Source organism: Halobacterium sp. GSL-19, assembly GCF_016917855.1.
GTDB lineage: Archaea > Halobacteriota > Halobacteria > Halobacteriales > Halobacteriaceae > Halobacterium > Halobacterium salinarum.
Genome location: NZ_CP070377.1, coordinates 979,049 through 1,003,607, shown reverse-complemented (window position 1 = coordinate 1,003,607; position 24,559 = coordinate 979,049). Strand labels below are relative to the sequence as shown.

Annotated in this window: 23 protein-coding genes and 1 tRNA gene; 16 read left to right on the top strand and 8 right to left on the bottom strand. The window is 68.1% G+C overall.

Going from position 1 to position 24,559, the window contains the following annotated elements; translation table 11 throughout:
• The first annotated feature begins 22 nt into the window (after positions 1-22).
• On the top strand, positions 23-1,777 hold the full coding sequence (locus JT689_RS07070) for a YcaO-like family protein (protein WP_205250789.1): 1,755 nt from the start codon (positions 23-25) through the stop codon (positions 1,775-1,777).
• Between the two features lie 10 nt (positions 1,778-1,787).
• On the opposite strand, the gene JT689_RS07065 is transcribed toward JT689_RS07070, so the two are convergent.
• Positions 1,788-2,930, bottom strand: coding sequence for a DUF63 family protein (locus tag JT689_RS07065; RefSeq protein ID WP_205250788.1), 1,143 nt, complete (start codon positions 2,928-2,930; stop codon positions 1,788-1,790).
• Between the two features lie 149 nt (positions 2,931-3,079).
• Here JT689_RS07065 and JT689_RS07060 point away from each other — a divergent pair, with 149 nt between their 5' ends.
• Complete coding sequence (locus JT689_RS07060; protein ID WP_205250787.1) at positions 3,080-5,128, top strand: 5'-nucleotidase C-terminal domain-containing protein; 2,049 nt, start codon at positions 3,080-3,082, stop codon at positions 5,126-5,128.
• Between the two features lie 47 nt (positions 5,129-5,175).
• Here JT689_RS07060 and JT689_RS07055 read toward each other — a convergent pair whose 3' ends face one another.
• The 3 genes from JT689_RS07055 to msrB form a co-directional block, all read right to left on the bottom strand.
• Positions 5,176-5,574 (bottom strand): thioesterase family protein, encoded by a 399-nt coding sequence (locus JT689_RS07055; RefSeq protein WP_010903023.1) that lies wholly within the window; start codon positions 5,572-5,574, stop codon positions 5,176-5,178.
• Between the two features lie 72 nt (positions 5,575-5,646).
• The gene (locus tag JT689_RS07050) at positions 5,647-7,449 is read right to left on the bottom strand and encodes a DEAD/DEAH box helicase (protein WP_205250786.1); all 1,803 of its coding nucleotides are present in this window, start codon (positions 7,447-7,449) and stop codon (positions 5,647-5,649) included.
• A 283-nt stretch (positions 7,450-7,732) separates the two neighbouring features.
• Positions 7,733-8,134: a peptide-methionine (R)-S-oxide reductase MsrB gene (msrB, locus tag JT689_RS07045; protein ID WP_010903021.1), complete on the bottom strand. Its 402-nt coding sequence runs from the start codon at positions 8,132-8,134 to the stop codon at positions 7,733-7,735.
• Positions 8,135-8,293: 159 nt separating this feature from the next.
• Between msrB and JT689_RS07040 the strand changes: the two genes are divergently transcribed.
• The 9 genes from JT689_RS07040 to JT689_RS07000 all read left to right on the top strand — a co-directional run bounded on the left by JT689_RS07040 (position 8,294) and on the right by JT689_RS07000 (position 14,480).
• Entirely contained in the window at positions 8,294-8,668 is a 375-nt protein-coding gene (locus tag JT689_RS07040) for a helix-turn-helix domain-containing protein (RefSeq protein WP_205250785.1), read from the top strand.
• A gap of 163 nt (positions 8,669-8,831) precedes the next feature.
• The gene (locus JT689_RS07035; protein WP_010903019.1) at positions 8,832-9,227 is read left to right on the top strand and encodes a DUF5820 family protein; all 396 of its coding nucleotides are present in this window, start codon (positions 8,832-8,834) and stop codon (positions 9,225-9,227) included.
• 25 nt (positions 9,228-9,252) lie between these two features.
• A complete protein-coding gene (locus tag JT689_RS07030) occupies positions 9,253-9,699 on the top strand; it encodes a UPF0179 family protein (RefSeq protein WP_205250784.1) in 447 nt (148 codons plus the stop codon).
• Between the two features lie 43 nt (positions 9,700-9,742).
• A complete protein-coding gene (locus tag JT689_RS07025; protein WP_010903017.1) occupies positions 9,743-10,225 on the top strand; it encodes a DUF309 domain-containing protein in 483 nt (160 codons plus the stop codon).
• 66 nt (positions 10,226-10,291) lie between these two features.
• A complete protein-coding gene (locus JT689_RS07020; RefSeq protein WP_010903016.1) occupies positions 10,292-10,735 on the top strand; it encodes a GNAT family N-acetyltransferase in 444 nt (147 codons plus the stop codon).
• A gap of 60 nt (positions 10,736-10,795) precedes the next feature.
• The gene (locus JT689_RS07015; RefSeq protein WP_205251871.1) at positions 10,796-11,878 is read left to right on the top strand and encodes a glutamate--cysteine ligase; all 1,083 of its coding nucleotides are present in this window, start codon (positions 10,796-10,798) and stop codon (positions 11,876-11,878) included.
• 69 nt (positions 11,879-11,947) lie between these two features.
• Entirely contained in the window at positions 11,948-13,393 is a 1,446-nt protein-coding gene (locus tag JT689_RS07010) for a methyl-accepting chemotaxis protein (RefSeq protein ID WP_205251870.1), read from the top strand.
• 61 nt (positions 13,394-13,454) lie between these two features.
• Positions 13,455-13,952, top strand: coding sequence for a winged helix-turn-helix domain-containing protein (locus JT689_RS07005; RefSeq protein ID WP_010903013.1), 498 nt, complete (start codon positions 13,455-13,457; stop codon positions 13,950-13,952).
• Positions 13,953-13,991: 39 nt separating this feature from the next.
• Positions 13,992-14,480 carry a phosphopantetheine adenylyltransferase gene (locus JT689_RS07000; RefSeq protein WP_205251869.1) on the top strand — a complete coding sequence of 163 codons (489 nt, stop codon included), beginning with the start codon at positions 13,992-13,994 and terminating at the stop codon, positions 14,478-14,480.
• A gap of 1 nt (position 14,481) precedes the next feature.
• On the opposite strand, the gene JT689_RS06995 is transcribed toward JT689_RS07000, so the two are convergent.
• Positions 14,482-14,793 carry a transcription initiation factor IIB family protein gene (locus tag JT689_RS06995; protein WP_010903011.1) on the bottom strand — a complete coding sequence of 104 codons (312 nt, stop codon included), beginning with the start codon at positions 14,791-14,793 and terminating at the stop codon, positions 14,482-14,484.
• Between the two features lie 97 nt (positions 14,794-14,890).
• Between JT689_RS06995 and JT689_RS06990 the strand changes: the two genes are divergently transcribed.
• The 5 genes from JT689_RS06990 (at position 14,891) to JT689_RS06970 (ending at position 21,411) form a co-directional block, all read left to right on the top strand.
• Positions 14,891-14,974 (top strand) — tRNA-Leu (locus JT689_RS06990).
• A gap of 149 nt (positions 14,975-15,123) precedes the next feature.
• The gene (locus tag JT689_RS06985) at positions 15,124-19,032 is read left to right on the top strand and encodes an N-6 DNA methylase (RefSeq protein ID WP_205251868.1); all 3,909 of its coding nucleotides are present in this window, start codon (positions 15,124-15,126) and stop codon (positions 19,030-19,032) included.
• 210 nt (positions 19,033-19,242) lie between these two features.
• The gene (gene dacZ, locus JT689_RS06980) at positions 19,243-20,055 is read left to right on the top strand and encodes a diadenylate cyclase DacZ (protein WP_205251867.1); all 813 of its coding nucleotides are present in this window, start codon (positions 19,243-19,245) and stop codon (positions 20,053-20,055) included.
• 1 nt (position 20,056) lies between these two features.
• Positions 20,057-20,836, top strand: a complete 780-nt coding sequence (locus JT689_RS06975) for a mechanosensitive ion channel domain-containing protein (RefSeq protein WP_205251866.1) — start codon at positions 20,057-20,059, stop codon at positions 20,834-20,836.
• Positions 20,833-21,411 (top strand): hypothetical protein, encoded by a 579-nt coding sequence (locus JT689_RS06970; protein ID WP_010903008.1) that lies wholly within the window; start codon positions 20,833-20,835, stop codon positions 21,409-21,411. Before JT689_RS06975 ends, JT689_RS06970 begins: the two co-directional genes overlap by 4 nt.
• Here JT689_RS06970 and JT689_RS06965 read toward each other — a convergent pair.
• Genes JT689_RS06965 through JT689_RS06955 form a run of 3 tightly spaced genes read right to left on the bottom strand, consistent with a single transcriptional unit; the run spans position 21,408 to position 24,556 of the window.
• Complete coding sequence (locus JT689_RS06965) at positions 21,408-21,926, bottom strand: acyltransferase (protein ID WP_136361477.1); 519 nt, start codon at positions 21,924-21,926, stop codon at positions 21,408-21,410. The two genes, JT689_RS06970 and JT689_RS06965, sit on opposite strands and share 4 nt — an antisense overlap.
• Positions 21,923-22,114, bottom strand: coding sequence for an HEWD family protein (locus tag JT689_RS06960; protein ID WP_136361476.1), 192 nt, complete (start codon positions 22,112-22,114; stop codon positions 21,923-21,925). Before JT689_RS06960 ends, JT689_RS06965 begins: the two co-directional genes overlap by 4 nt.
• Before the next feature lie 39 nt (positions 22,115-22,153).
• Positions 22,154-24,556, bottom strand: coding sequence for an ATP-dependent DNA helicase (locus tag JT689_RS06955; RefSeq protein ID WP_205251865.1), 2,403 nt, complete (start codon positions 24,554-24,556; stop codon positions 22,154-22,156).
• Positions 24,557-24,559: the final 3 nt, after the last annotated feature.

Sequence of the window (24,559 nt, the reverse complement as noted above, 5' to 3'; positions counted from 1 at the left end):
ATGCCAACAGAGGCCTGGACGGATGACTGATCGCGGTGGTGTCGACGACGGCCCGGTGGTGGCCGTGGTCGGTGCTGGGCCGGCGGTCGGGGCCGTTGAGAGTGCGCTCGCCGATTGTGCTGCGGCCATCACCGACGGGGTTGCGGGCGCGGACCTCGGTGTGGTCGTGGGCGTCGCGGGCGCTGCGGGGGTTCGCGGGACGGCGGCGACCGCACGACAGCACGACACGCCCCTGGTGACCGTGGAGGTCGGCGGGCTCGGCGGCGTGCCGCTTGCCGACGTGGACGCCGGTGTTGCACTGCTCTCCCCAGCGGGACCGTGTTTCGAGTGTTTGTGCCAGCGCGTCGAGGCAGCGGCGCCGTCGCGCGCCGATGACGCGGCCGCTGACCGGCCGGCTGTCCGGCTGGCGGGCGCGCACGCCGGCCGGCTCGCGGTCGACGCGCTTCGCGGCACCGCATCACCGGGCACAGTGGTCGAGGTGCCACACGCCGAGCGCACGGTCGCGCCCGTCCCCGGGTGTGCGTGCGCGCCGGCCGATCGGGACACGGCGGTGCCCCGCGATGGGCCGTCGCTGCCGCTTGCGGACGCGCTGGCGGCGGCCGACCCCCTCGTCGACGACCGCGTCGGGATCGTCTCCCAGGTGGGGGAGCGGGAGTCGTTCCCCACGCCGTATTATCTGGCCCACGGCGCCGACACGTCCGGGTTCAGCGACGCCACGGCGGCCCAGCAGGCCGCCGGTGTCGATCAGGACTGGAACGCCGCGTACATGCGCGCGGTGGGGGAGGCGCTCGAACGGTACAGCGCGGGCGTCTACCGGACCCGCGAGTTCGAACCGCACACGCCGGATCACGACGCCGCCGTCCCGCCGTCGGCGTTCGTGAGGCCGGCGTCGGGTGCCGCCGGTGACACAACCCAGTGGGTGCGCGGCGAACACTTGCAGACCGGGACGGACGCGCTGTTGCCCGCGCCCCGCGTGGTGTTCCCGCCACCGAACCCGGACAGCGGCCATCCCATCACGACCGGGCTGGGGCTCGGCACCGCCGGCGCGGACGCCCTGCTGTCGGGGCTCTACGAGGTGATCGAGCGCGACGCCACGATGCTGGCGTGGTATTCGACGTTCGAGCCGCTGGCGCTTGAAGTCCCGCTGCCGTCGGACACCGCCGACGACGATACGCCGGCCGATGCGTTCGCCGCGTTGGCCAGGCGTGCCCGGGCGGAGTCGCTGTCCGTGACGCCGCTGCTGTGCACCCAGGACGTCGACGTGCCGGTGGTCGCTGTTGCGGTCCACCGGGAGGCGTGGCCGCAGTTCGCAGTGGGGTCGGCGGCCGACCTCAACGCCGAGGCGGCGGCCGCCGACGCGCTCGCCGAAGCCCTCCAGAACTGGATGGAGTTGCGCGCGTTGGGGCCCGAGCGGGCCAGCCAGGAGTCCGGCGCGATCGGCGCGTACGCCGACCGACCGCCCGCGGCCGAGGCGTTCATCGACGCCGACACGACCGTGCCCGTCGACACTGTGGGGCCGGCGGACCCGCCGACCGACCCGGCGTCGGAGCTCGCGGCCGTCCTGGACGCGGTTGCCGACGCCGGCCTGGACGCCTACGGCGCGCGCCTCACACCCCGGGATGTCGACGCCGCCGGCTTCGAGGCGGTGCGCGTGCTGGTGCCGGCCGCCCAGCCGCTGTTCGTCTCCGAGCCGTGCTTCGGCGAGCGCGCCCGCACCGTGCCGTCGACGCTCGGATTCGAGCCGCGCCTCGACCGCCGGTTCCATCCGTTCCCGTGACCGGGTGAGGCTAGATGCCGAACGTGGCCCGGATCATGTCTCGGGTGCCGGGGCCGAGGCCCACCGCCAGCACGGCGACGAGCATCAGCGTGGTGTACCGGGGGGCGTCCGCCCGGAGCTCCTCGTTGAACAGGGACAACACGAACAGGACCGCCACGACTTTGAGGAGGATGAACGGCCACGTGTCGCCGATGAGGTGGGTGACCGACTGCGGCAGCACGGCGTTGGTTGCGTCCACGATGTACGCGTTCAGCGGGTGCTTGGAGATCAGGTCGCCGCGCGGATACCCCAGTTCAGCGCCCCAGTCGAGACCCACGACGTTCGCGACGCCGTCGATGGCGTGGCCCCACAGCACGACCGCGCCGACGGTTTCGGTGCCGCTGGTCACGCTGGGCAGCCAGCGCCGCGCGGCCGCCCAGGTGACCGCCGTGATGACGGTCGCACCGCCCAGCGTGAGCACGGTGAACACCGGAATGAACGTGATGTAGTCGTGGCTGGCGGCGAGCACGCCCAGCCCCAGCAGCGTCGCGGCCAGCAACACACACCCGATGCCGGCCAGCGGCCGGTGGTACGTTTCGACGGCGTCGGTCCGGCGGGCGACGGCGACGGCGGCCACGACCGCCACGAGCGTCACCGCGAACATCACGACGTAGATGACGGGGCTGATGATGAGCGTGTTGGCGGGATACGAGAGGAACGGCTGGCCGGTGGTGCCGAACAGCTCGGCGGCGTTGTTGGCGTCCTCGACGACGCGAACCACGCCACCAAGCAACACGAACGGGGTCAACGCGTACACCAGAGCCAGGCTGTCCGCGATGCGCAATCGCTCAAGCAGGAAGTGTATGCCCACAAGCGCCCCGAGCAGCGTGGCCGCGTATCCGACCTCCGAGACCAGCGTGTACCCGGGGTACGCGACCGGGCCGCCTGCGCTGGCACACGCGCCCTTCGTCGCGAGCAACTCGACGGCACCGCCGTTCCAGGCGGCGCAGTGTGCGCCCTGTGCGTCCGCGACGACCGGCCCCCAGAAGTACTGCCACACGAACCCGCCGTAGACAGTGTCCGGGAACACGACTGCCCCGCCGACGAGTGCAACGACGACACAGCCGACGGCCGCCGTCCACGCGCGCTCGGCGGTGGTGTCCGGGAAGGTCATGTCCCTACCGGTGTCCGGGGTGGAGTTTACGGTTGCGGTCTCCACCGCCGTCCCGTATGCACGACCGCGGATAGGTCCTCGGGGATCGCGCGGAATGTGTGGGGATAAATGATCACACTTAATGTGCGGGTGCGGGACACCCAACACGCATGCGAACCGCGATGACGCTGCTCGTGGCGAGTCTGTGCGTGCTGTCGGCAGCGGTAGTGCCGGCGGGCGCAGCCCAGGCGTCGACCGACGCCGCGACCGGGACCACCGCCCCGCCGGTCGCCACGGACGCCACCACGGCGCAAGCGAACAACACCACAGTGACGATCCTGTCGTACAACGACATCCAGACAGCCGCCGCGGAGAACGACAGCCTGCCACGGTTGGCGACGCTGGTCGCCGAGCGCCGGGCCGCCCACGACAACCCGACGTTCGTGTTCGGTGCCGGCGACGAGGTCAGCCCGCACTCGCTGTCGCCGCTCACGAAGTGGCAGACGCCCGTCGACGCGCTGAACGTCATCGACCCCGACGCCGAGGCCATCGGCAACCACGACCTCGACTTCGGGTTCGAGGCCGTGGCGAACTTCTCCGAGGCCTCGACGTTCCCGTGGCTGATGGCGAACATCGTCGACAGCGAGACCGGCGATCCGATCCCGGGCACCGAGCCGTACACGGTCGTCGAGAAGCAGGGCGTGCGGGTCGGCGTCATCGGCCTCGCCGACCAGAAGATCAAGCCCAAGACGGCGGTCGACTTCGCCGAGCAGGGCTACGAGCTGCGCGACTACGCCGCAGCCGGCAGCGAGTACGCCACCCAACTGCGGACCGAGGAGGACGCCGACGTGGTGGTCGTGCTCGGGCACTTCGGCGTGCCGGTCGCAAAGCAGCTCGCAAACGAGACCGAGAACGTCGACGCGGTGCTGGTCGGCGACGACGAGATCAAATACCCACCCGCGGAGACCAACGGGGTCGTCATCAGCGAAGGGGAGGCCCGCGCGAACTACCTCGGCGAGCTCAACCTCACCGTCTCCGACGGCGCGGTCACCGACTGGGAGGGGCGGCTCATCGACACGCAGAACGCAACCCACAACGAGACCGTGAGCACGCTCATCGAGGACGCGCGCGGCGAGGAGCTCGCCCGGGTTGCGGGGCGGACCGAAACCACGCTCGACGCGCGGTTCGCGTCCAACTACCACGACGAGACGGCGCTCGGGAACCTCGTGACCGACGCGTTCCGCGCGAAAACCGGCGCTGACGTTGCGGCCACGAACGCCGGCGGGATCCGGTCGAACAGCCAGTACGGCCCGGGCAACGTGACCGCCGGGAACGTCTACAACATGCTGCCGTTCAACAACCACCTGGTCACCATGCGGCTGACCGGCAGCGAGCTGACGGCGCTGCTCGAAAGCCAGGTTGAGACGGTGGGCGACGACGGCGCGTACGATCCCCAGGCGAAACTCCAGGTGAGCGGCGTGACCTACGAGTGGGCGACCCACGCGGACGCCGACAGCCTGGTCCGGGACGTGTCAGTCAACGGGACGCCGGTGGCTCCGAACGCGACCTACAACGTCACCGTGAACTCGTATATGGCCGGCTGGGATTCGGTGGCCAACGCGACCGTGCTGAACGAGGAGTACACGCTGTACGGCACGGTGCTGTTCGACTACATCGACGCCCAGGGCACCGTTTCGCCGGCCGACACCGACCGCATCCGGCGCGTCGACGCCACCGCCGACGCCGGGACCGTCTCCCTCGACGGTGCCGGCGACGCGGCGGTGTCGTTCGCCATGCCGTCGACCAACGCGACCGTCGACACGCAGGCGTTTTACGCGCTGAACGCGGTCGGCGAGCGGGTGAACGCCACCCGCACCACCGTGTCCGACAACGGCACCGTCTCGGTGGTGTTCCCGGACAGCAGCCTCAGAACGCTCGCCGCCGACGGCGACGGTGACATCGACGTGTACGGCCACTACTCGGTTGCCGGCCGCGAGTACGGGTACTTCAACGCGTCCGTGGTGAACGCCGACGTGACGGCGACCATGGCGTCGTCGAACGGGACCGCGACGACCGTCGACCTGACCGCGGAGACCGACACCACCACAACCCCGCCTGCCGACACCGACGCGGGGACCGGACTGCCAGTGCCGGGCTTCGGGATCGGCGTGGCGGTGCTGGCGGTGTTCGGTGCAGCGCTGCTGGCGAGTCGCCGATAACCACCCACAGCCGTCTGTTTTTTCGCTGCCGTCGCGGGGCCGGCCAGCTACGCTTCGATGGCGTCGATGGCGCGCCGCCAGTCGTCGGGCACCGACCGCGGCTGACCGGTGTCCGGGTCGAGGGCGACCTGGACGGTTTCGCCCGTGGCGACGACGCCGTCGTCGTCGCGGACCTCGTAGGCCATCGTGAAGCTGGTGTCGCCCACGTGGGTGATCGACGCGCCGACCGTGACCGTGTCGGCGAACTCGACGGGGCGGTTGAAGTCGACGGACAGGTTCACCACGACCATGTCCAGGTCCGTGGGTGCGCGCCCGATGCCGTCGGTGAGATACGCGAACCGGGCCTGCTCCATGTACGTCACGTAGACCGCGTTGTTCACGTGCCCCATCGTGTCGTGGTCCTGGTAGCGCACGTCGACGGTCTCGGTGAATGCGAACTCAGTCATCACCGACGCTGGGGTGGGGGAGACGCATAACGCCGCTGGTTCCGGTCGACGGAGCCGGACGGCTGCGGGCGGTCACGGCGAGTGGGCGGCGTCGGATTCGGTCACGCGGACGCCCTTCGTGGAGAGGTGTCGCATCCGGCTGCGGGCGTGGTCTTCCTCCTCGGTGCCGCGGGTCGCCAGCACGAACAACAGCGACTGGCTGCCGGGGCGCATGGTGCGGCCGGCGCGCTGTGCGCCCTGCCGGCGGCTCCCGCCGAGCCCGGAGGCCACGACCGCGAACTCGGCGTCGGGCAGGTCGATGCCCTCGTCGCCGATGCGGGACACCACGAGGGCGTCCAGTGCGCCCGTGCGGAACTGATCGAAGTGGGTTTCGCGCCTGCTGTGTGGGGTTTCGCCGTTCACGAACGGGGCGTCGAGGCGCTCGGCGATGCGTTCGCCCTGGCTCAGGTAGTCGACGAACACCAACGCCTGGGTGTCGGCGTGCTGGTCGACGAGGTGCTCGATCTCGGCTTCCTTGGCGGGGTTTTCGGCGGCGAGCCGGCGGCGGGTGTGCCCGCTGGCGGCGGCGTACTCGTAGCGGTCGTCGTCGTCGCGCCACGGCACGTACCGGATTTCGACCTCGGGCTCGGCGACGAAGCCGGCGTCGAAGAGGGCGTCCCAGTCGGTGCCGATGGGGCGACCAACGAGCGTGTAGATGTCGGCCTCCTTGTCGTCCTCCCGGACCGGCGTCGCGGTCAGCCCGAGGCGGTGTTTGCTCTGGAGGCTGGCCGACCGGCGCGCGACCTCGGCGGGGATGTGATGGACTTCGTCGTAGACGATGAGCCCCCACTCGCGGTCGTCGAAGACGTGGCGGTGGCGGTCCATTCCGGCGGTCTGGTAGGTTGCGATGGTGACCGGGCGGACGCGTTTCTCGCCGCCGTGGTATTCGCCGATCTGGTCGCCGGTCAGGCTGGTGTTCGCCAGCAGCTCCTCGCGCCACTGCGTGGCGAGTTCGCGGCTGGGAACGAGCACGAGCGTTTCGCCGCCGACGGATTCGAGCGCGCCCATGGCGGCGACCGTTTTGCCCGAGCCGGGCGGCCCGACGAGCACGCCGGCGCTGGCGTCCTCGAAGCGGTCGACCCAGTCCTGCTGGTACGGCCGCAAGTCGAGGTGGAGGTCGACGGCCAGTGGCTCCCCGGATTCGAGGTCGCGGTCGTCGCGGACGGGGTAGCCGGCCTCGTAGAGCGTGCGCTTGAGGGGCGCGACCTGCTCGGCGGCGACCCACGCCTCCGTGTCCGAGATCGGGGCGCGGAGCACGTCGTCGTCGAGTTTCTGCTCGGCGACGTTCCCCAGGAGGCTGTCGGTGGCGGCTTCCAGGACGACGTAGCCGTCGTCGTGGGTGCGCAGCCGGAACCGGGTGGCGCGCGTCCACTGTTCGCGCACCCACTCGATGAGCGTCGGGCAGTCCCGGGGCAGCAGTTCCGTGATGGCTGCCACGAGGTCTGAGAGGCTGTCGAAGGGGGCGGCCCACACGTCTTCGGCGCGCATCTCGTAGCGGTAGCTCCCCGTTCGGGTGGTGTCCGTGAGGTGTGCGACCCGCGAGAGCTGGGCGCGCGTGAGCTGGCTGGGCTGATCGACGATGATCTCGCGGCGGTCCGGGAACGGCACGATGCGCTCCCGGTCGGTGAGCTCCAGCCAGTCCCGTGGATACCACACCACGGGGTCGGGTTCGACGTTCGCGCGTTCGACCTCGCCGTCCGCGGCGAGTGTGGCCAGGGCGTCGGCGGCCGCGGCCTGCGTGCAGTCGAGTTCGCGCGCGATCTGTTCGGCCGTCGCCACCGGCCGGCCGACGCCCTCCAGCGCGTCGAGGAACCGGTCCTTGGAGATGTCAGTCACTGGGCGCGGGTAGGTCGCGGACGGGAAAACGGATTTCGCTTAGCCGCGGCCGCGGGGTGGCGCGGACGCCGGTCACATCTAGACGTTGAACTGTCGGGAACTATTTTGGTACTGCGCGCAGTAGGCAGGAGTATGTCGGCAACCACCCGGCTTCGCTGTCATCAGTGTGGACGCACCGCTTCCCGAGACGACTGGAGCTCGGCCACCCATCCGTCGCTCGGTGAGATGACACAGTGTCCCGGCTGTGGGTCGACGGACATCCAGGGGAACCACTGACCGGGCGCTACTCCGTCGGCTCGAAGTCCAGGGCGACGGAGTTGATGCAGTATCGCTCGCCCGTTGGATCGGGGCCGTCTTGGAACACGTGTCCGAGGTGGCCGCCGCATTCGGCGCACACCACTTCCGTGCGTTCCATGCCGTTGCTGTGGTCTTCTCGGCGCTCGATGGCGTCGTCGTCGGCCGCGTCCCAGAAGCTCGGCCACCCGCAGTGGGCGTCGAACTTCGTCTCCCCGTCGAACAGCGTCGTGTCGCAGCCGACACAGGAGTAGGTGCCGTCCTCGTCGCGGTCGACGTGGTCGCCGGAAAACGGGCGCTCAGTGCCCTGTTCGCGGAGCACTCGATACTGGTCGTCGGTGAGTGTCGCCGCCCAGTCGGTGTCGTCGGCGTCGGTGTCTCGTGGAGCCATTGCCAACCCGTGCCTAGGGGCCGCCGGCAGGTAAGCCTACAGGTCCACCACACGGTGGGCCGGGAGCGTCCCGCCGCCGGTTCCACAACGTGGCTGGTTTCTTCTGGTAACCTGGTGTGTTGCAGAACCACTATGTGCGTGGCCACGATACGACGGGTGATGAGCGACGAGGACGACCGGTACAGCGACGCCGCGTGTCACGTGATCGACTCCCTGGAACAGATCGGCAGCCAGTGGCGGCTCATCGTGTTACACGACCTCCAGGACGGCGAGAAGCGGTTCAACGAGCTGAAACGCTCGACGGACGCCAGCTCGCGGACGCTCTCGCGGGTGTTGGATGACCTCCAGGAGCTGGGGTTCGTGGACCGTCGTCTGGAGGAGGCGTCCCCGGTCGCCACCTACTACTCGCTGACGGCGAAGGGGGAATCGCTGTTCCCGGTGTTCGACGCCATCGAGTGTTGGGCAGAGGAGTGGCTGGCGGTCGACTCCGTGGACGACGACGCCGAGCCCGCCGAATCGATGGCGGACGGCTGACCACCCCTGCGGAGTGAAAGTGAAACGCCGTTCCGCGACAGCGTATCCGGCGAGTCATCGCCGGTGGAGTGTCGGCAGCGCGCGATCCGGGAGCGCACGGGGGTGGCTTCACTTTCACGCGCCGACCGGCAGGGATTAGCCGCCCGCCACCCACACGGCACACATGAGCGGGTACGGCACCCTGCACGCTGACTGGACGGTGTGGACCGAGGACGCGACCGCCGGCGACGTCGTTGTCTACCGCCCCGACGTCTTCGACAGCGAGTCGTATCCGGCCCCCTGCATGCCGACGCTCAAACTCCTCCAGCGGCCCCCCACGCAGCGCAAGCGCCGCTCGGGCACCGACACCGACGGATGGTGGGTGTCGCTGCTGTTGGAGCCCGGGGTGCGCGTGAAACACGCCGACACACACGCCGCGTCCCGGACCGCAGCCGTCGAGACGGTGCTGGAGCTGGCCGCCGAGTTCGCGGCCGGCGAGATCGACTACCGGAGCGCGTACCAGCAGCCCCGGGAGGCGTACCTCGCACGCCTCGACGAACTCACGGGCCGAGACGTTTAACCACGCGGACAGCAAACGCCCGAGCATGCCGATCACGCTGCTCGGGCCGCGGCTCGCCGACCCCGGCACCGAGTTCGTCTACCGCGGGCCGGCCGACGACTGCGAGGGGTGCCCGTACCGCCAGCAGTGTCTCAACCTCACCGAGGGGGTGCGATACGAGGTCACGGACGTCCGCGAGGGCGGCCAAGTGCTTGACTGTGCGGTCCACGACGAGGGCGCGGTCGCGGTCGACGTCGAGCCGACGACGATCCCCGCAACCGTGCCGTCGAAGGGCGCGTACGCCGGCAGCAAGGGCAAGCTCGCGGGCCCATGCCCCCACACGGAGTGCCCCAGCCACGAGTTCTGCGAGCCCGCCGGCGCGTCGTTCGACACCGAATACCAGATCGCGGAGATCGACGGCGAGCCACCCCACGATCACTGCGCGCTGGATCGGGACCTCACGCTCGTCGAGTTCGCGCCGGCCGAGCGCTGACCACGCCGACGGGATTACGTGTCCGGCCGCAGTACGCGCCGGTATGGACGACCACACCCGTGCGCCGGGTGTCGCGCCGCCGCTCGGCGATCCCACCGGCTGGTTGACCGACCGTCGGGTTTGGGAGCACGCCACACTCCGGCGCGCTGTCGAGCACGGCGTTCGGCTGTTCAACAGCGGCGACTACCACGAGGCCCACGACTGCTTCGAAGTCGAGTGGTACAACTACGGCAGCGGCACCGACGAGTCGGCGTTCCTCCACGGGATGGTCCAGGTGGCCGCGGGCGCGTACAAACACGTGGACTTCGAGAACGACGACGGCATGCGGAGCCTGTTCCGCACCGCCGTGCAGTATCTCGGTGACATCCCCGCGGATTACTACGGCGTCGATGTCGGCGAGATCCGGCGGGTCATCCAGGCGGCGCGCGCGGACCCGTCGGCGCTCTCGGGGTGGGGGATCACCCTCGACGACGCGACCCCGACGGCGTATCCGGCCGACTACGAGTACGCCGAGGCCCTGGAGTGACGACGACGGCCGTGCTGGATTGCAGCGACCAGTAGGCGTTTGGGCGTCGCGGTGGTGGCGTGTGGTATGCGCGTCATCCGGGCGACAACCACCGAGGAGTACGAGGACGCCTTGCGCGTTCGGTTCGCGGTGTTCGTCGACGAGCAGGGCGTGCCGGCGGACATGGAGGTCGACGACCACGACGACACGGCGACGCATTTCGTGGCCTACGATACGATGACCGGCAGTCAGGACGCCACGCGGGCGGTGGCGGCCGCGCGCCTCCGGGCGTACGAGGGGTCCGTGGGGAAAGTCGAGCGGGTCGCCGTTCGGGCGTCACGGCGCGGCAATGGTGTCGGCGCGACGGTCATGGACGCCGTCGAGGACGCCGCCCGCGAGCGCTTCGCGGAACTGTATCTGCACGCGCAGTCGCGGGTCGCGGAGTTCTACGCGACGCGTGGCTACCACCGCGAGGGCGAGCCGTTCATGGAGGCCGGCATCGAGCACGTCGCGATGCGGAAACGCCTGTAGTCGGGGCCACCCGCCGGTTCCAGAACTATTTACGCGTTCGAACTGATAGCTCGGGTCAGCATGGACGTGGGTTCGCCGGAGGCATTCTCGGAGTCGGGCACGCTGGGCGTCGAAGAGGAGTTCTTCGTGGTCGACGAGCACGGCGTGCCCACTGCGGGCAGCGACGAACTAGTCTACGAGGGGGAGCCGCCGGAACCGATCGCGGGCCGCCTCGACCACGAGCTGTTCAAGTTCGTGGTGGAGACCCAGACGCCGACGCTCGACGGGGTTGCCGAGGCCCCGGCGGCGATCCGTGAGGTGCGGGCCGCGCTGGTCGCGTACGCCAGCGAGCACGGGCTCCGGATCGCCGGCGCTGGCCTCCACCCGGGCGCGCGGTGGCGCGAACACGAGCACGCCGAGAAACCACGGTATCGGTCTCAGCTCGATCGCATCCAGTACCCACAACACCGGAACACGACGGCCGGGCTGCACATCCACGTGGGCGTCGACGACCCCGATAAGGCTGTGTGGGTGTCCAACCGGATGCGGTGGCATATGCCCGTGCTGTTGGCGCTGTCGGCGAACTCGCCGTACTGGAACGGCTTCGACACGGGGCTGGCGTCGGCGCGCGCGAAGATCTTCGAGGGGCTGCCGAACACGGGGCTGCCGACTGCCTTCGAGTCGTACGCGGCGTTCCAGGCGTTCGAGCGTCGGATGGTCGAACACGGCGGCATCGAGGACCGCGGGGAGCTGTGGTACGACGTGCGCCCGCATTCGGGCCACGGCACGGTGGAGGTGCGTGCGCCGGACGCGCAGGCCGACCCGGCGGTGGTCGACGCGTTCGTGGAGTACGCCCACGCGCTGGTGACCGAGTACGCCCAGCGGTACGACGACCACCCTGATCCGTTCAGTGTCACCGGCCTGCGCCGCGAGCTGCTCGACGCGAACAAGTGGCGGGCGATGCGTGACGGCCACGACGCGTCGTTCGTGGCGCGCGAGACGCAGGGCGCTGTTGACCTGGGGACTGTCGTCGATCGCGAGTGCGACCGGCTCGGCGTCTCGGGCATCCGAGACGTGTACGATGATGTATCAGGTGCACAACAGCAGCGACGGATACTCGACGCACACGGCGAAAAACGACTGTATAACCACCTTTCCCTGTAGTCCTCGGGAGCGACCGCGCGTGCGTGAGTAGCATAAATGTATATGATGGTGTAGCCCGTACCTATCTGCATGTCTAAAAACAAACATGAACTGGGGTCGCCGTTTACTGTTCCTCTGCTACTCAACACGCTCGACGTCCCCGCGTTCGCTGTCGACGCCGACGGTGCCGTTGTCGCGTGGGACGACCAGATCGCGGCGCTGCTGGAGACCGCCCCCGAAGACGCCATCGGCGTCACCGACATCGGGGAGCGACTCAACGACGACGGCTCGCGCGCGCTCGCCAACAAGGTCGCCGACACGCCCATCGACGCACACCACGAATACGACGGGGTCGGCCTCGCGGACGAATCGTACGCGCTGCTCACCGGCGACTACGTCTACGAGGACACCACCGTCGCCGGCAACACCGACCTCTGGTTCATCGCGACCCCGGTCTACCACACCGGCGAGTTCCGTGGCGTGATCGAGATCGTTCAGGACCGCTCCAGCTCCGCCCGCTACCAGAGCGAACTGCAGGCGCTGTTCGGTGAACTCGTGGACACGCTGGACGCGTACGACGCCGGCCGCTTCGACGCGACAGTCGACATCGCGGCCGAGGACACGCTCCTCGACGACGAATACATCCAGATCGGGCGGACCCTCACCGAGTTCGGGGACACCCTCGCCGCCCACATCACGGAAGTGCACAACGACGTGGAACGACTCGAAGCCGCGAGCCAGGCCGTCTCGGAGTCCTCCGCCGAGATCGACGAGCTGTCCACCGCCCAATCGACGAACGTGAGCACCGTCGCCACGGAGGTCGAGACGCTGAGCGCGACCGTCCAGGAGATCGCGTCCACCGCCGACGAGGTCGTCGACACCAGCGCCACGGCCGAACGGCTTGCCGACGACGGCAGCGCCGCGGCGAGCGACGCCGCGGACATGATGGCCGACGTTGCGACCGCCGCCGACAGCGTCACCAGCGACGTCGAAGCCCTCCAGAACCGCATCGAAGACATCGACGAGGTCGTCGACGTCATCACGGGCATCGCCGAGCAGACGAACATGCTGGCGTTGAACGCCTCCATCGAGGCCGCCCGCGCCGGCGAGGAGGGCGAGGGGTTCGCCGTGGTCGCCGAAGAAGTCAAAGCTCTCGCCGAGGACGCACAGTCGAACGCGGGCCACATCGAGTCGCTGGTGAGCGAGATCCAACGCGACACCGCAGACACGGTGACCGATCTCGTGACCACCACCGACCGGATCGAGGACGCCGTCGCGCAGGTCGAGGACGCGATGGCGAGCTTCGAGGAGATCGTCACGGCGGTCGAGGCCACCGCCGAGGGCATCGAACAGGTGTCCGACGCCACCAACGAGCAAGCCGCAAGCGCCGAGGAGATCGCCGCGATGGTCGACGAGACCGCCGACTTGGCTGACGACATCACGACGGCCGTCGCGGACATCGTCAGCCAGACCGAAGCGCAATCCACAATGCTGCACGATCTCGACGAGTCAGTGTCCGAGCTCCACGACCAGTGAGCGGCGGCGCGGACGAAGTCCTTTTCACCAGTTCAGCCATGCGTTTGAACTGAACGCACGCATGCCTGAGGATTCACGCGACACCAACACGGCCGCCCGCGAGCACCTCGAAGACGGCACGGACCGCGCCGTCGCCGGCTTCGACGACGGCGTCGTTGACGTGCTTGCCTGGCTGCTGGACACCGACACCCGTGCCCGCATCTTCGTGTACCTCCGCCAGCACCCGTACAGCACCAGCGACGAAGTCGCTGACGGGACCGGACTGTACCCCTCGACCGTGCGGGAAGCAGTTGCCGAACTCGCCGCCGACAGCATCGTCGACCGGCGCAAGCGCCACGCAGAGGGCGCGGGCAACAACCCATACGAGTACACCGCCATCCCCCCGAGTGACCTGGTCGCCGACACCGTCGGACGCGTCCAGCGCGGTCTCAACTCGGTGTTCAATCTCGACGCGCGACTCGGCGACAGCGACGACGACACCGCCAGCCACGACACGCCGGTCCGCATCGAAGTCGAGGACGCCTCGCCGGAGGCGGACACTGCGGCCGACGACACCTGAACCCAAACGGCTAAACGCGCACAGGCCGACCGCCGGCATATGAATGTCGCCCTCGGTGGCACATTCGACCCGATTCACGACGGCCACCGAAAGCTCTTCGAGCGCGCGTTCGACCGCGGCGACGTGACCGTCGGCCTCACCAGCGACGACCTGGCCGCCGACACCCGCCACGTGGACCGTCACGTCCGCTCGTTCGACGCGCGCCATGCCGACCTCGACGACGAACTCGCCGCGCTCGCCGAGACGCACGACCGCGAGTACACGATCCGAACGCTCGACTCCCCGACGGGGATCGCGACTGAACCCCACTTCGACGTGCTCGTGGTCTCCCCGGAGACCGCCGCCGGCGGCGAACGCATCAACGAGTTGCGCGCCCAGGACGGCACCGACCCCCTCGAAATCGAGGTCGTCGACCACGTCGACGCCGCCGACGGGGACATCATCTCCTCGACGCGCATCGTCCGCGGCGAGATCGACGAACACGGCGCGCTCACGCCCGCCCGCGAGGGCCGGGACCCACGCCAGTAGCCTACCACGTCGGCGGGTCGAAGCCGGCGCGCGCCAGCAGCTGCTTCCAGCGCTCTTGGATCACGAGCCGCGAGACGCCGGCGGCGTCCGCGACCGCCGTCTGGCTGCGCTGGTCGCCCGCGATGAGCGCGCCGGCGTACACGCTCGCGGCCAGCACCGCGGGCTCGGAGCGCGGTGCGGCTCCGTCGACCGTCGACAGGAAGAGGTCTTTGGCGGTCGACTCGGCTTCGGCGGTCAGTTCCAGGTCGGCGGCGATCCCGGCAAGCTCGGTGAGGCGGTCGTCGTGTGCTCGCTCGTCGCCCGCACGGTACATACCCACCAGTTGATCCGCCTGCGGTATAGGTTCATGGGCGTGGCCGGCGGATAGCGCAACGCATTTTTACGGGTGCGCAGTAGAGTGCGGGTGCGGCGCGCGGGTAGCCAAGCCAGGAAACGGCGTAGCGCTTAGGACGCTATCCCGTAGGGGTCCGCCGGTTCAAATCCGGTCCCGCGCATCTCGACGACAGCATGGAGCCATGTCCGAGAGCGGCCGGCAGTGAGTGCTCCCTGCTGCTGGATTGCGAGTGCTGGACCCGACGTTGCCGCACGGTTCTGTGGCAGTGTTCTATGCATACTTAACCCAGTCACGGCCATTGGTGCTCGTATGTCAGCTGTGTCTGCGCTCTCCGGGGCACTCCAGTCCATTGAGACGACGGTTGATGGGGACATGAGCGAGCGGGACGTTGAGAACCTGTTTATTGAGCACGGGTTCTATGAGTCGCTCGGCTACGAAGGTACTGGGACGGACCTCAGAAGCGAGTTTACGCTTCCAGATAACCGTCGCCCAGACTACGTCACGTTAGACACTAACGAAGCAGTTACAGCGGTCTACGAGTTTAAGACCACGGGCCGCAACCTCCCGCCGCATGAGGACCAACTGTTTCACTACATGGACTACCTGCGGGCGGAGTACGGCGTCCTGACCAACGGCGAGCAGTTGCGGCTCTATCGCCGGGGCGACAGTCATGCGATGCTCACCGTCTCGCTGGACGCGGTCACGGAGAGTCAGGCCCGCGACCTCGTCAGCGCGCTTCAGAAACGCGAGTTCGACCTCACGGACCCCGAGGACGTGAATCAGTTCCTCGAAACCCTCGACCCAATTCCGCTTGACAAGCAGGCGGCACTCGGCCAAGAGCACTTCTTCGATACGTTCCGGCTGGAAACAGGAAGCCCGTTTGCCGATCTCGTCACCGGAATGATGGACCTCCTGCAGGAGCTCCGCGACGACCGCGAAGAAAAGTTCGTCAAAGGAGCATACGACTTCTGGGAGGCGACCTACGCCGATGAGCCGGACGAGGTGCCGACCTCGTGGGACCCGTTCATCAGCGGGAAGCAGTCACTTCGTGACTTCATGTTCTGTCTGGAGAGCGGGCACGCACTTCTCGCCCGGCTCCTGCTTGCGAAGGCAACTGAAGACCACGACTTCTTCGCGGGAACGGGGTATGAAGGTATGGACGACTACTTCCGTGGACTGCAGGGCTTTGGGGACAGTATCAACCTCGACGCGTTCCCCGTCGCCGCAGACAACCTCATCGACGATATGCAGGATCAGTTGGTCGAAGGGTTGTTCCAAGATGATATTTTCATCTGGTGGACTGATGGCTACGCCGAACACCTCTCTCGGGGGCACGAAACGGGGTCAAATCAGTTCGAGGCGGTCGCCAAGGAGTCCGGGGGCGTGGAGCGCGTCAGCGATGCCACGCGGGACCGCTTCAGTCGTGCCGTCGCCGAGGTGTTCTTCAACGTTCTCCGCTTCGACTTCGAGGACGTGGAGGGCGACCTGCTCGGGGACCTCTACCAGCGGTACTTCGACCCCGAGACGCGCAAGGCGCTGGGAGAGTTCTACACGCCACAGCCAGTCATCGACTACATCATGGACGGCGTCGACTACGAGCACGGCGTCTCGAACGAGCGGCTCATCGACCCGTCGTGTGGGTCCGGCACCTTCCTCGTGGAAGCCGTCGAGCGGTATCTCGATGACATCGAGCATTTCGAGGACGATCCCGACTGGGAGGAGCACCTGCGGGACCTCTGCACCCGTCCGCGCATCGTCGGGCTGGACATACACCCGTTCGCCGTGTTGATGGCGCAGATTCGCTTTGTGGTCGCTATCCTTCCAGCCTACCGCGAGGCCAAGACCCAGAACCCGGCGTTCACGCTCCGGCGGCTTCCAATCTACCGGACTGACACGCTTCGCAACGAGCGGGAACTGACGGGCGCAGACCTCGGCGACGACGGCACCCGGCAGATGACCTTTGACGCCATGACCGAGGACGACCAAGACGTGCGGATTCCCGTGCCACTCCCGGTCGAGGTGGACGAGGATGAGGTCGGCGAAACGGAGGATGGCTTCCTCGTGCGCCGGGTGCGGATGCCGTTGTTCGACACGATTCAGTTGGAGACGGGTGTGAACAACTTCGGCGAGTATTTCGCGGCTCTGCAAGGCGTCTTGGACACCGTCAAGGACCACATGGCCCTCGCTGAGGAGTTCGGCAGCGACTTCGACTGGGAGTACGAGAGCGGGCTGGCCGAGCGCATCAACCAGCACACGTCACAGGACTACTCGGGTGTCGAGGAGTTCTTCGTTCCGTACGTGGAGGACATGCTGGAGAACGTCCGCTACCTGAAGGAGGAGCACAACGACGGGCGGCTGTTCAAGATGTTCGAGGACACCGTGCTCGCGCTCGTTGTGAAGAACTACATGGAGTACGACTACGTGGTCGGGAACCCGCCGTATGTTCGAGTGCAGAACCTCCCAGACAGTCAGAAGGAGATGATGGAGTCGCTGTACGATTCCACGACGGGAAACTACGACATTTACTGTCCGTTCTACGAGCGCGGCCTCGACTGGCTCCGCGAGGACGCGGGAAAACTCGGGTTCATCACGCCGAATCAGTTCATGGTCACGGACTACGGCGAGGGCCTGCGCGAGGTGCTACTCGATGAGGCGCGCATCGAGGAGGTCTACGACTTCCGCGACTCCGGGGTGTTCGAGGACGCGACGAACTATCCGGCCATCGTGATTCTGGAGGACGAACCCGACGAGGCCAGCCGCGAGGACAACGATGTACGGTGTGTGCGAGTGAAAGCCGATACCGACGATGACCGCGACCGGGAACTCGACACGGCCATCATCGAGTCGGTGCGCGAGCATCGCGGCGAGCCGGGGTACGCCGACGAGTTCATCGACGTGTTCGACTTCCCCCAGCGGAAACTCGCGGCGGACGACTACTGGGCGATGATGCCGCCGGAGGAGTTGCAAGTCTTCGAGAAACTTGAATCCAACAGCACGGACAATTTCGGCGGCGTCACGGATGCTATCTTCGCAGGAACCCAAACGAGCGCAAACAAAATCTATCTGGTCAAACCAGTTAACGCCGACCGTATTCATCCAGACGACGGAGGAGACACGGTAAGAGTAGTTCCCACCGGGGAATCACGCGAATACGAGATTGAAACAGACCTGCTCTGTCCGTGGTTGAAGGGTAAAGACATAGAACGTTGGCGGGGTGAGTGGTCCGGCCTGCACGTAATCCTCCCACACTACGTGGAGAACGAGGATGGCAAGCAGACGACAAAGTCCTACGACTCAGATTACCTTCAGGAGAATCTGCCGCTTACGTGGGAATACTTCGAGGAGCACCGGGATACGCTGGAAGGCAGAGAAAGCGGTCGGATGGAAGGAGAAGACGATTGGTACGCTTTCATCTATCCCAAAAGCCACCCGAGATTCGAGAAGCCCAAAGTAATCGGTGCTCACATCTCGGAAAACGCTCGGTTCATGCTCGACAGTGAAGGGGTCTGGTATTTCAAAACGGCATATGGAATTGAGTTGGACGAACCGTACCGAGAACTCACCGAGGAGATGGCCTGTCAGTTGAACTCGAAAGCGTTGGACTTCTACTTCAAGCACATCACGACGGTCAAGATGGGCGGGTTCTACGAATACCGCTCACAGTACGTTGAGAAACTGCCCTGCAAGACCGAGGACAGTGCCGGCGTCTTCGGGACGATGCGCGAGACGGCCAGTGAGATTGTGGACACTATCGACCTTGACAGCAGGACCGACCGCTTCCCGGAGGCGTACCTCGGCGACTACGACGGCGAACTCAACTACATCACCTACGAGTGGCAGACTCGCCGGTACCCTGTGGACGCCAACGTACAGGGGGACGTAGACGGGAACGTCACCGTGCAGGCCGGGCAGTCGGACACCATCAGCGACGCGGCGATGTATTCCGACGACCGCGAGATGCGCAAGCGCCGCGCGGAGTACGTCCACGCCGCTGTGGACGGGCGCAACGTCAAGAGCGGCGAGGAGATGACCATCCCGATTCCCCGCTCCGATGACGGCGTGGTCGAACTCCTCGGCCGGCTCGAAGCCGACCGCGAGGAAGTCCGGCAGACCGACATCGACGCTCTCGAAGCCGAGATAGACGACGCGGTCTACGACCTGTTCGACCTGACCGACGAGGAGCGCGTGGTCATAGAGCGCTACCTCGACGTGTTCTGATCGCGCTGCCCCGCTGTCACCATCCCACGCACGGGACACCCGCGGAGAGCACCACCGCTGTGATGAGCGCCGGTCCCGCGCATGCCCACTCGATTCGAGCGATTCGGGGGCTCGGTGTGGCGCGCAGACCGCGTGCAAGCGGCGTGTGTCTGACGCGTGGCTGCCAGGTCCCGGGAAGCTTTTTGCGCGTGCGGTGGTTCCATCCAGGAAATGACTCGGCCACCGGATCTTCTCGCCGACGTGCTCGATGGGATCGACGCCCTGCTCGTGTTCTCGCCGAGCGGGTCGTACTACGACCGCGTTGCCGACGTCGAGGGGGTTGACGTCGTCGTGGTGGCCACCGAGAACGCCGTCGGCGCCGAGACGTTCGTCGAGTTACCCCTGGCGTTCGACGACGTGCGAGAGCAGATCCGGTTCGGGATCGAGGGCGCGCTCAGCGAGGGTGTCGTGGCCGACGGCGACGAGCTCGGCTGCGTCGCGCCGTTCCTGAGCGAGGAGATCGACATGGTGACGCGGACGCGCGCCAACGCCGGCACCCAATCCAGCGTCTACGAGTTGTTCGCCAGCACGCGCGCGGAGCCCGGGGTCATCCGGGACGTCTTCGACGTGGCGATCGAGCTCGGGCGGAAAGGCCAGAAGGGCAAGCCCGTGGGGGCGCTGTTCGTCGTCGGGGACGCCGGCAAGGTCATGACGAAAAGCCGGCCGCTATCGTACAACCCCTTCGAGAAGAGCCACGTTCACGTCGGGGATCCGATCGTGAACGTGATGCTCAAGGAGTTCTCGCGCCTCGACGGCGCGTTCGTGATCTCCGACTCCGGGAAGATCGTGTCGTCGTACCGCTACCTGGAGCCCGGTGCCGAGGGCACGGACATCCCGAAGGGATTGGGGGCGCGGCATATGGCAGCGGGGGCGATAACCCGGGATACGAACGCGGTCGCGATCGTGCTCTCGGAGTCCGACGGCCTGGTGCGGGCGTTCAGGAACGGCGAGCTGGTGTTGGAGCTCGACCCCGAGGAGAACTAGCATGACAGACGTGTTGCGGACGCTTGTCGGCCCGCATTTCGAGTACGGGCTTGCGACGCTCGTGTTGCTTTGCGGGGCCGTCGCGGGCTACCTCGTCGGGTGGATCCACCGGCGCGTGATGTTGGCCGCCGGGGTCGATGAAATCGTCGAGGGAACCACCGTCGAGCGGTTGGCGCGGCGATCCGGGACCACAACCGTCGATCTGACCGCGCGGTTCGTGTCGACGGTCGTCTACATCGTGGCCGTGCTGGTGGCGCTGGACGCCGCCCAGTTCTCCATCCAGAAGCCACTGTGGCGGCTGCTCGGCTCGATCCTGCCGTCGGTGCTGGCTGCCGTGGTCGTGGTGGTGGTCGGGGTGCTCGTCGGCGACAAAGTCGAGGTGTTCGTGACCGAGCGGCTGCGGTCGGTGAAGTTCCCGGAGGCGTCGGTCGTGGCCGTGGCCGCGCGCTACACGGTGGTGTTGGCTACGGGGCTCGTGGCGTTGTCCCAGCTCGGCGTGGCTGTGGCGGCGCTGCTCGTGGTGTTCGGCGTCTACCTCGCGTCCGTGGTGGTGTTCGCGCTCGTCGCGACGCGGCAGCTGTTGGCGTCGGCGGCGGCGGGCGTCTACCTGTTGTTGCGCCAGCCCTACGGGATCGGTGATCAGGTCGCCATCGGGAGCCGCGAGGGCGTCGTCCAGGAGGTGGACGTGTTCGTGACGCGGATCGAAGCCGACAGCCGGGAGTACGTCATCCCGAACCATCTCGTGTTCCGGGACGGGATCGTCATCGTCCACCACCAATGAACGGACTCGCCACCATCCTCGGTGCCATCGCTGTGGGGGCGTTCGGGTACGGGATCGGCCGGCACGACCGCGTGCAGTCGTGGGCAGCGACCCGACCGGGCCGCCACTGGGCGCGCCGCGTGTGGATCGCCAGTGGGCTGTGCCTGTGCGTCGCAAGCGGCGTGTTTCCGGTGTCCCAGCCCGCGGGCATCGCGGTGTTCCTCCTCACCGGCGTGGTCGGCGTGGCGGCGGCGGGCATCGCCGCTGCGGGGGCCGCCGTCGACGCCCGACAGGCGGCGCGCTCCCAGTCGCTGGGCCGCAGGCTCCGCACGTTCTGGGGCATCGCAGCCGCAGCCCATCGCGTCACGCGGTACGGGCTCGTGGTCGGTGGCGCGGGGTTCCTGTTGGCCGCGCTGACCGGCGGCATCGCGGTCACGCCGCCGCTATCGGTTGTCGGCGGGTTCGCGTTCGGCGGCCTGTTGGCGGTGCTCGGCGGGTTGACCGCGGTCGGCGCGCTCGTGCCCGGGGCGCACGCGCACCGAGTGAGCGCCCGGGCACGGAGCGAGACGGAGGACACCGACGATTCGGCGCGTTAGTCGCCAGTGGGCGCGGCGGGGACGCCGGCGACCGTTTCGCCGGGCGGCACGTCGGCGGTGACGAGCGAGTTCGCCGCGACCTGTGCGCCGGCACCGATGGTGACCCCGGGCAGCACGACCGCGCCGGCCCCGATCATCGCGCGATCCTCGACGACGACCGCGCCCGTGCGGTATTCGTCGTGGAGGAACTCGTGGCACAGCAGCGTGGCGTCGTAGCCGATGATGGCGTCGTCGCCGACCGTGACGAGCTCCGGCCAGAAGACGTCGGGCGTCGACTCCAGGCCCCACGCGACGCCGTCGCCGACCGTGACGCCGATGCGCGCCAGCAGCCAGTTTTTCGCGTGGAGGCTCGGGGAGATGCGTGCAAGCACGATCACGACGTAGTTCAGCGCGACCCGGAGCGGGTGTTTGGCGTCGGTCCACCGCCACAGGGAGTTGCGCGCGTTCGGCGTGGGGTGGCGTTGGAGGCGGTCGTGGCGGCTGGACGCCCCGCTGGAGTCCGGGCGCGCGGTCATGCCGACCCGTCGGTGGCCGGCGTGTCATTGCCAACGACGGGAAACGACGCCGTGATGTCCCACGCGTGGATGCAGTGGACGCGCCCGGCGTCGTCGCCGATCCGCCAGTGGTGGGCGTCCTCGGACCAGTGCTCGTGGCGACCACAGCGCGTGCAGACGCGCTCCGATGGCGTTCGGAGGTCGGTCATCAGTACAGTGATGTCGGCCAACCGGCTTGAGGACTGCGGTCAGTCCGACTCCGAGCGGAACGCGTCCAGCTGGCTCCCGAGGAACGACGGCGTGAGCGTCGTGAACTCGGCGCGCTCACCCGGGCCGAGATACTCGAAGACGGAGTGGCGTGCGTCCTCGACGTACCGGCCGCCGGCGAACACGCGCACCCCGACCTCCTCGGGGCCGCGGATCACGCGCCCGATGGCTTGTCTGGCGCGCCGAACCGCGGGCACCGTCAGGGCGTACTCGAAGGCGTGGTCGTCGCCGAAGGCGTCGGCGTACGCTCGCCTGACCGCCCGAATCCGTGGCGACCCGACGTTCACCAGCGGCACGCCGACGACGAGACACGCCCCGAGTTTCGCGCCGTCGTAGTCGACGCCCTCGGTGAGCGTGCCCCGTGTGCTCGTCACCAGCACCTTGCCGTCGCCAGCGAAAAACGTCGCTTTGAGGTCGTCAGTCGCGGCGTTCGACGACGATTCGTCGACGAGCACGTCCTTCTCGACGACGCCGTCGCTGAGATAGGCGGCCGCCCACGCCGCCTCCCGGTAGTTCGGCATGCAGACGAGAACGTTGCCGGGCTGGCGGGCGACCGTCCGCAGCACGTAGCGGTATTCGTCGCGCGTCGGGTTGTCGGTGCCCGGCTCGGGGTCGCCGCGGTTGTGCGCCGTGAACGGCGTGGCGTCGACGAGGAAGCTCGCGCGGTTCGATTCGGGGAACCGCAGATCGTAGCGGCGCTCCACGACGGGGCGGGGGTCGCTGTCGCCCGCGCCCGCCGCCAGGCGGTCCAGGCCGGCGACCTCCCGGAACACGTCCAGCGGTTCCAGGGTGGCGCTCATCAACACGCCGCCGCCGACCTCCGACAGCGTCTCCCGGAGCGCGCGGGCGGGCATGCAGTTGAACATCACGAGCGCGGGGGTGTAGGATTCGGCCCACGCCGCGCCGGCCCGCCCCGACTCCTTGGGCACGTGCTCTAGCTCCACCTCCCGGAAGTACGTCGCGTGGTCGCGTTCCCACCACCGCTGGAGCGTGACGCCCACGGGGCCTGCCACCGCCGATCGGTCGCCGTCGTCGTCGAGGATCGCCTGCACCGCGGTGCCGGTTGCCGCCAGCGACCGCCACGCGTCCCCGGTGTGGCCGTGCTGTTCGGCCCACTGCGTGAGCGCGTCGGGCTGCTCGCTTTCGGGGTCCCGCAGCGGGATCTCGTGGTCGCGTTCGGGCAGCGACCCCGGGCGGTCGGGGTCGAACCCCTCCGCGGCGAGGTATCGCGCCACGCGGTCGTCGAGCCACTCCAGCACGTCGTCGAGGAACCCGACCATCGCCTCGACGGCGTCGAGCGAGCAGTCGTGGCTGGCGAGGTGGTCGGTGACCTGCTGGCGGTTCTCCCGGCTCTGGTTGGCCCGTGTGAGCAGCGTCCGGCAGTCGTTGCGGGCGCGAGTGAGCGTGTGCCGCCCCACGCGGTCCGAGAGCAGGTCCCGAACGCGCTCCTCTAGGCGGTGGGCTTCGTCGACCACGACGAACGTCGAGTCGTCGATGAGGTGGTCAGTGAGCCCCCGGGTCTGGGGGTCGAAGAGGTGGTTGTAGTTCCCGACGACGACCTCCGCGTGGTCCAACAGCACCTGCTGGACGCGGTGGGGGCACGTTCCGTGGTCGACGCCCGCGGGCAACACGTCCGCGCTCGTGACGACGTTGTGCCGGCCGGCCTCGAAGCCGACCGGCGAGCCCTTGTCGCGGCCGTACCAGTCGGCCTCGAACGGACACATCAGCGGCGGGTCGCCGTCGGCCATGTCCTCGGGGGCGGTCGGCTGGTGGGGGACGTACGGTGCGTCCGTGGCAGCCGTCCGCAGCGGGGTCTGCGAGAGCGTCCGGCTGGCGTCGGCGCGCGCCGACCGCGCCAGCGCCCGACCCGCTGCGGGATCCCACCACGGCTCGTCGGGGGTCTCCGCCGCCGGCAGTTCGGTGAGGTCGCGTGCGTCCTGCCCGTCGAACTCGCCGCCGTCGTCGCCCTCCACGAGGCCGGCAGTCGACTCCCGGAGGTCCTCGCAGCGCTCGTGGACGCCGGCGTCGTCGGGGAACTTGTCCTCGCGCTCGTACGGGCAGAGATCCCGCTTTCCGACGAGCGCCACGCCGTCCAAGGGGTCATCGAGGCCCGCGTTCATCGTTCGGAGGTCCGCGACGAACTGCTCCAGTTGCTGTTTGACCGGCGTCACCACCAACACGCGCTCGTAGCTGTCGGTGTTGCGCACGAGGTGCGCGCCCGCGGTCAGCGCCGCCATCGTCTTGCCCGTCCCGCAAGGCCCCTCCATCGCGAGGAAGCCGTCGCTGTCACCGGCTTCGATGGCCGCCCCGATGGCGTCGGCCTGCTGGTCGTACGGTGCCTCGAACCCGAAGAACTCGCGCCACGGCTCGTCGGCGTCGCCCATTCG

What these genes read in the sequence shown, in the direction of transcription:
- JT689_RS07070 (WP_205250789.1), top strand. Translation starts at nt 23, where the DNA reads ATGACTGATCGCGGTGGTGTCGACGACGGCCCGGTGGTGGCCGTGGTC.
- JT689_RS07065 (WP_205250788.1), bottom strand. Translation starts at nt 2,930, where the DNA reads ATGACCTTCCCGGACACCACCGCCGAGCGCGCGTGGACGGCGGCCGTC.
- JT689_RS07060 (WP_205250787.1), top strand. Translation starts at nt 3,080, where the DNA reads ATGCGAACCGCGATGACGCTGCTCGTGGCGAGTCTGTGCGTGCTGTCG.
- JT689_RS07055 (WP_010903023.1), bottom strand. Translation starts at nt 5,574, where the DNA reads ATGACTGAGTTCGCATTCACCGAGACCGTCGACGTGCGCTACCAGGAC.
- msrB (WP_010903021.1), bottom strand. Translation starts at nt 8,134, where the DNA reads ATGGCTCCACGAGACACCGACGCCGACGACACCGACTGGGCGGCGACA.
- JT689_RS07040 (WP_205250785.1), top strand. Translation starts at nt 8,294, where the DNA reads ATGAGCGACGAGGACGACCGGTACAGCGACGCCGCGTGTCACGTGATC.
- JT689_RS07035 (WP_010903019.1), top strand. Translation starts at nt 8,832, where the DNA reads ATGAGCGGGTACGGCACCCTGCACGCTGACTGGACGGTGTGGACCGAG.
- JT689_RS07030 (WP_205250784.1), top strand. Translation starts at nt 9,253, where the DNA reads ATGCCGATCACGCTGCTCGGGCCGCGGCTCGCCGACCCCGGCACCGAG.
- JT689_RS07025 (WP_010903017.1), top strand. Translation starts at nt 9,743, where the DNA reads ATGGACGACCACACCCGTGCGCCGGGTGTCGCGCCGCCGCTCGGCGAT.
- JT689_RS07020 (WP_010903016.1), top strand. Translation starts at nt 10,292, where the DNA reads ATGCGCGTCATCCGGGCGACAACCACCGAGGAGTACGAGGACGCCTTG.
- JT689_RS07015 (WP_205251871.1), top strand. Translation starts at nt 10,796, where the DNA reads ATGGACGTGGGTTCGCCGGAGGCATTCTCGGAGTCGGGCACGCTGGGC.
- JT689_RS07010 (WP_205251870.1), top strand. Translation starts at nt 11,948, where the DNA reads ATGTCTAAAAACAAACATGAACTGGGGTCGCCGTTTACTGTTCCTCTG.
- JT689_RS07005 (WP_010903013.1), top strand. Translation starts at nt 13,455, where the DNA reads ATGCCTGAGGATTCACGCGACACCAACACGGCCGCCCGCGAGCACCTC.
- JT689_RS07000 (WP_205251869.1), top strand. Translation starts at nt 13,992, where the DNA reads ATGAATGTCGCCCTCGGTGGCACATTCGACCCGATTCACGACGGCCAC.
- JT689_RS06995 (WP_010903011.1), bottom strand. Translation starts at nt 14,793, where the DNA reads ATGTACCGTGCGGGCGACGAGCGAGCACACGACGACCGCCTCACCGAG.
- JT689_RS06985 (WP_205251868.1), top strand. Translation starts at nt 15,124, where the DNA reads ATGTCAGCTGTGTCTGCGCTCTCCGGGGCACTCCAGTCCATTGAGACG.
- dacZ (WP_205251867.1), top strand. Translation starts at nt 19,243, where the DNA reads ATGACTCGGCCACCGGATCTTCTCGCCGACGTGCTCGATGGGATCGAC.
- JT689_RS06975 (WP_205251866.1), top strand. Translation starts at nt 20,057, where the DNA reads ATGACAGACGTGTTGCGGACGCTTGTCGGCCCGCATTTCGAGTACGGG.
- JT689_RS06970 (WP_010903008.1), top strand. Translation starts at nt 20,833, where the DNA reads ATGAACGGACTCGCCACCATCCTCGGTGCCATCGCTGTGGGGGCGTTC.
- JT689_RS06965 (WP_136361477.1), bottom strand. Translation starts at nt 21,926, where the DNA reads ATGACCGCGCGCCCGGACTCCAGCGGGGCGTCCAGCCGCCACGACCGC.
- JT689_RS06960 (WP_136361476.1), bottom strand. Translation starts at nt 22,114, where the DNA reads ATGACCGACCTCCGAACGCCATCGGAGCGCGTCTGCACGCGCTGTGGT.
- JT689_RS06955 (WP_205251865.1), bottom strand. Translation starts at nt 24,556, where the DNA reads ATGGGCGACGCCGACGAGCCGTGGCGCGAGTTCTTCGGGTTCGAGGCA.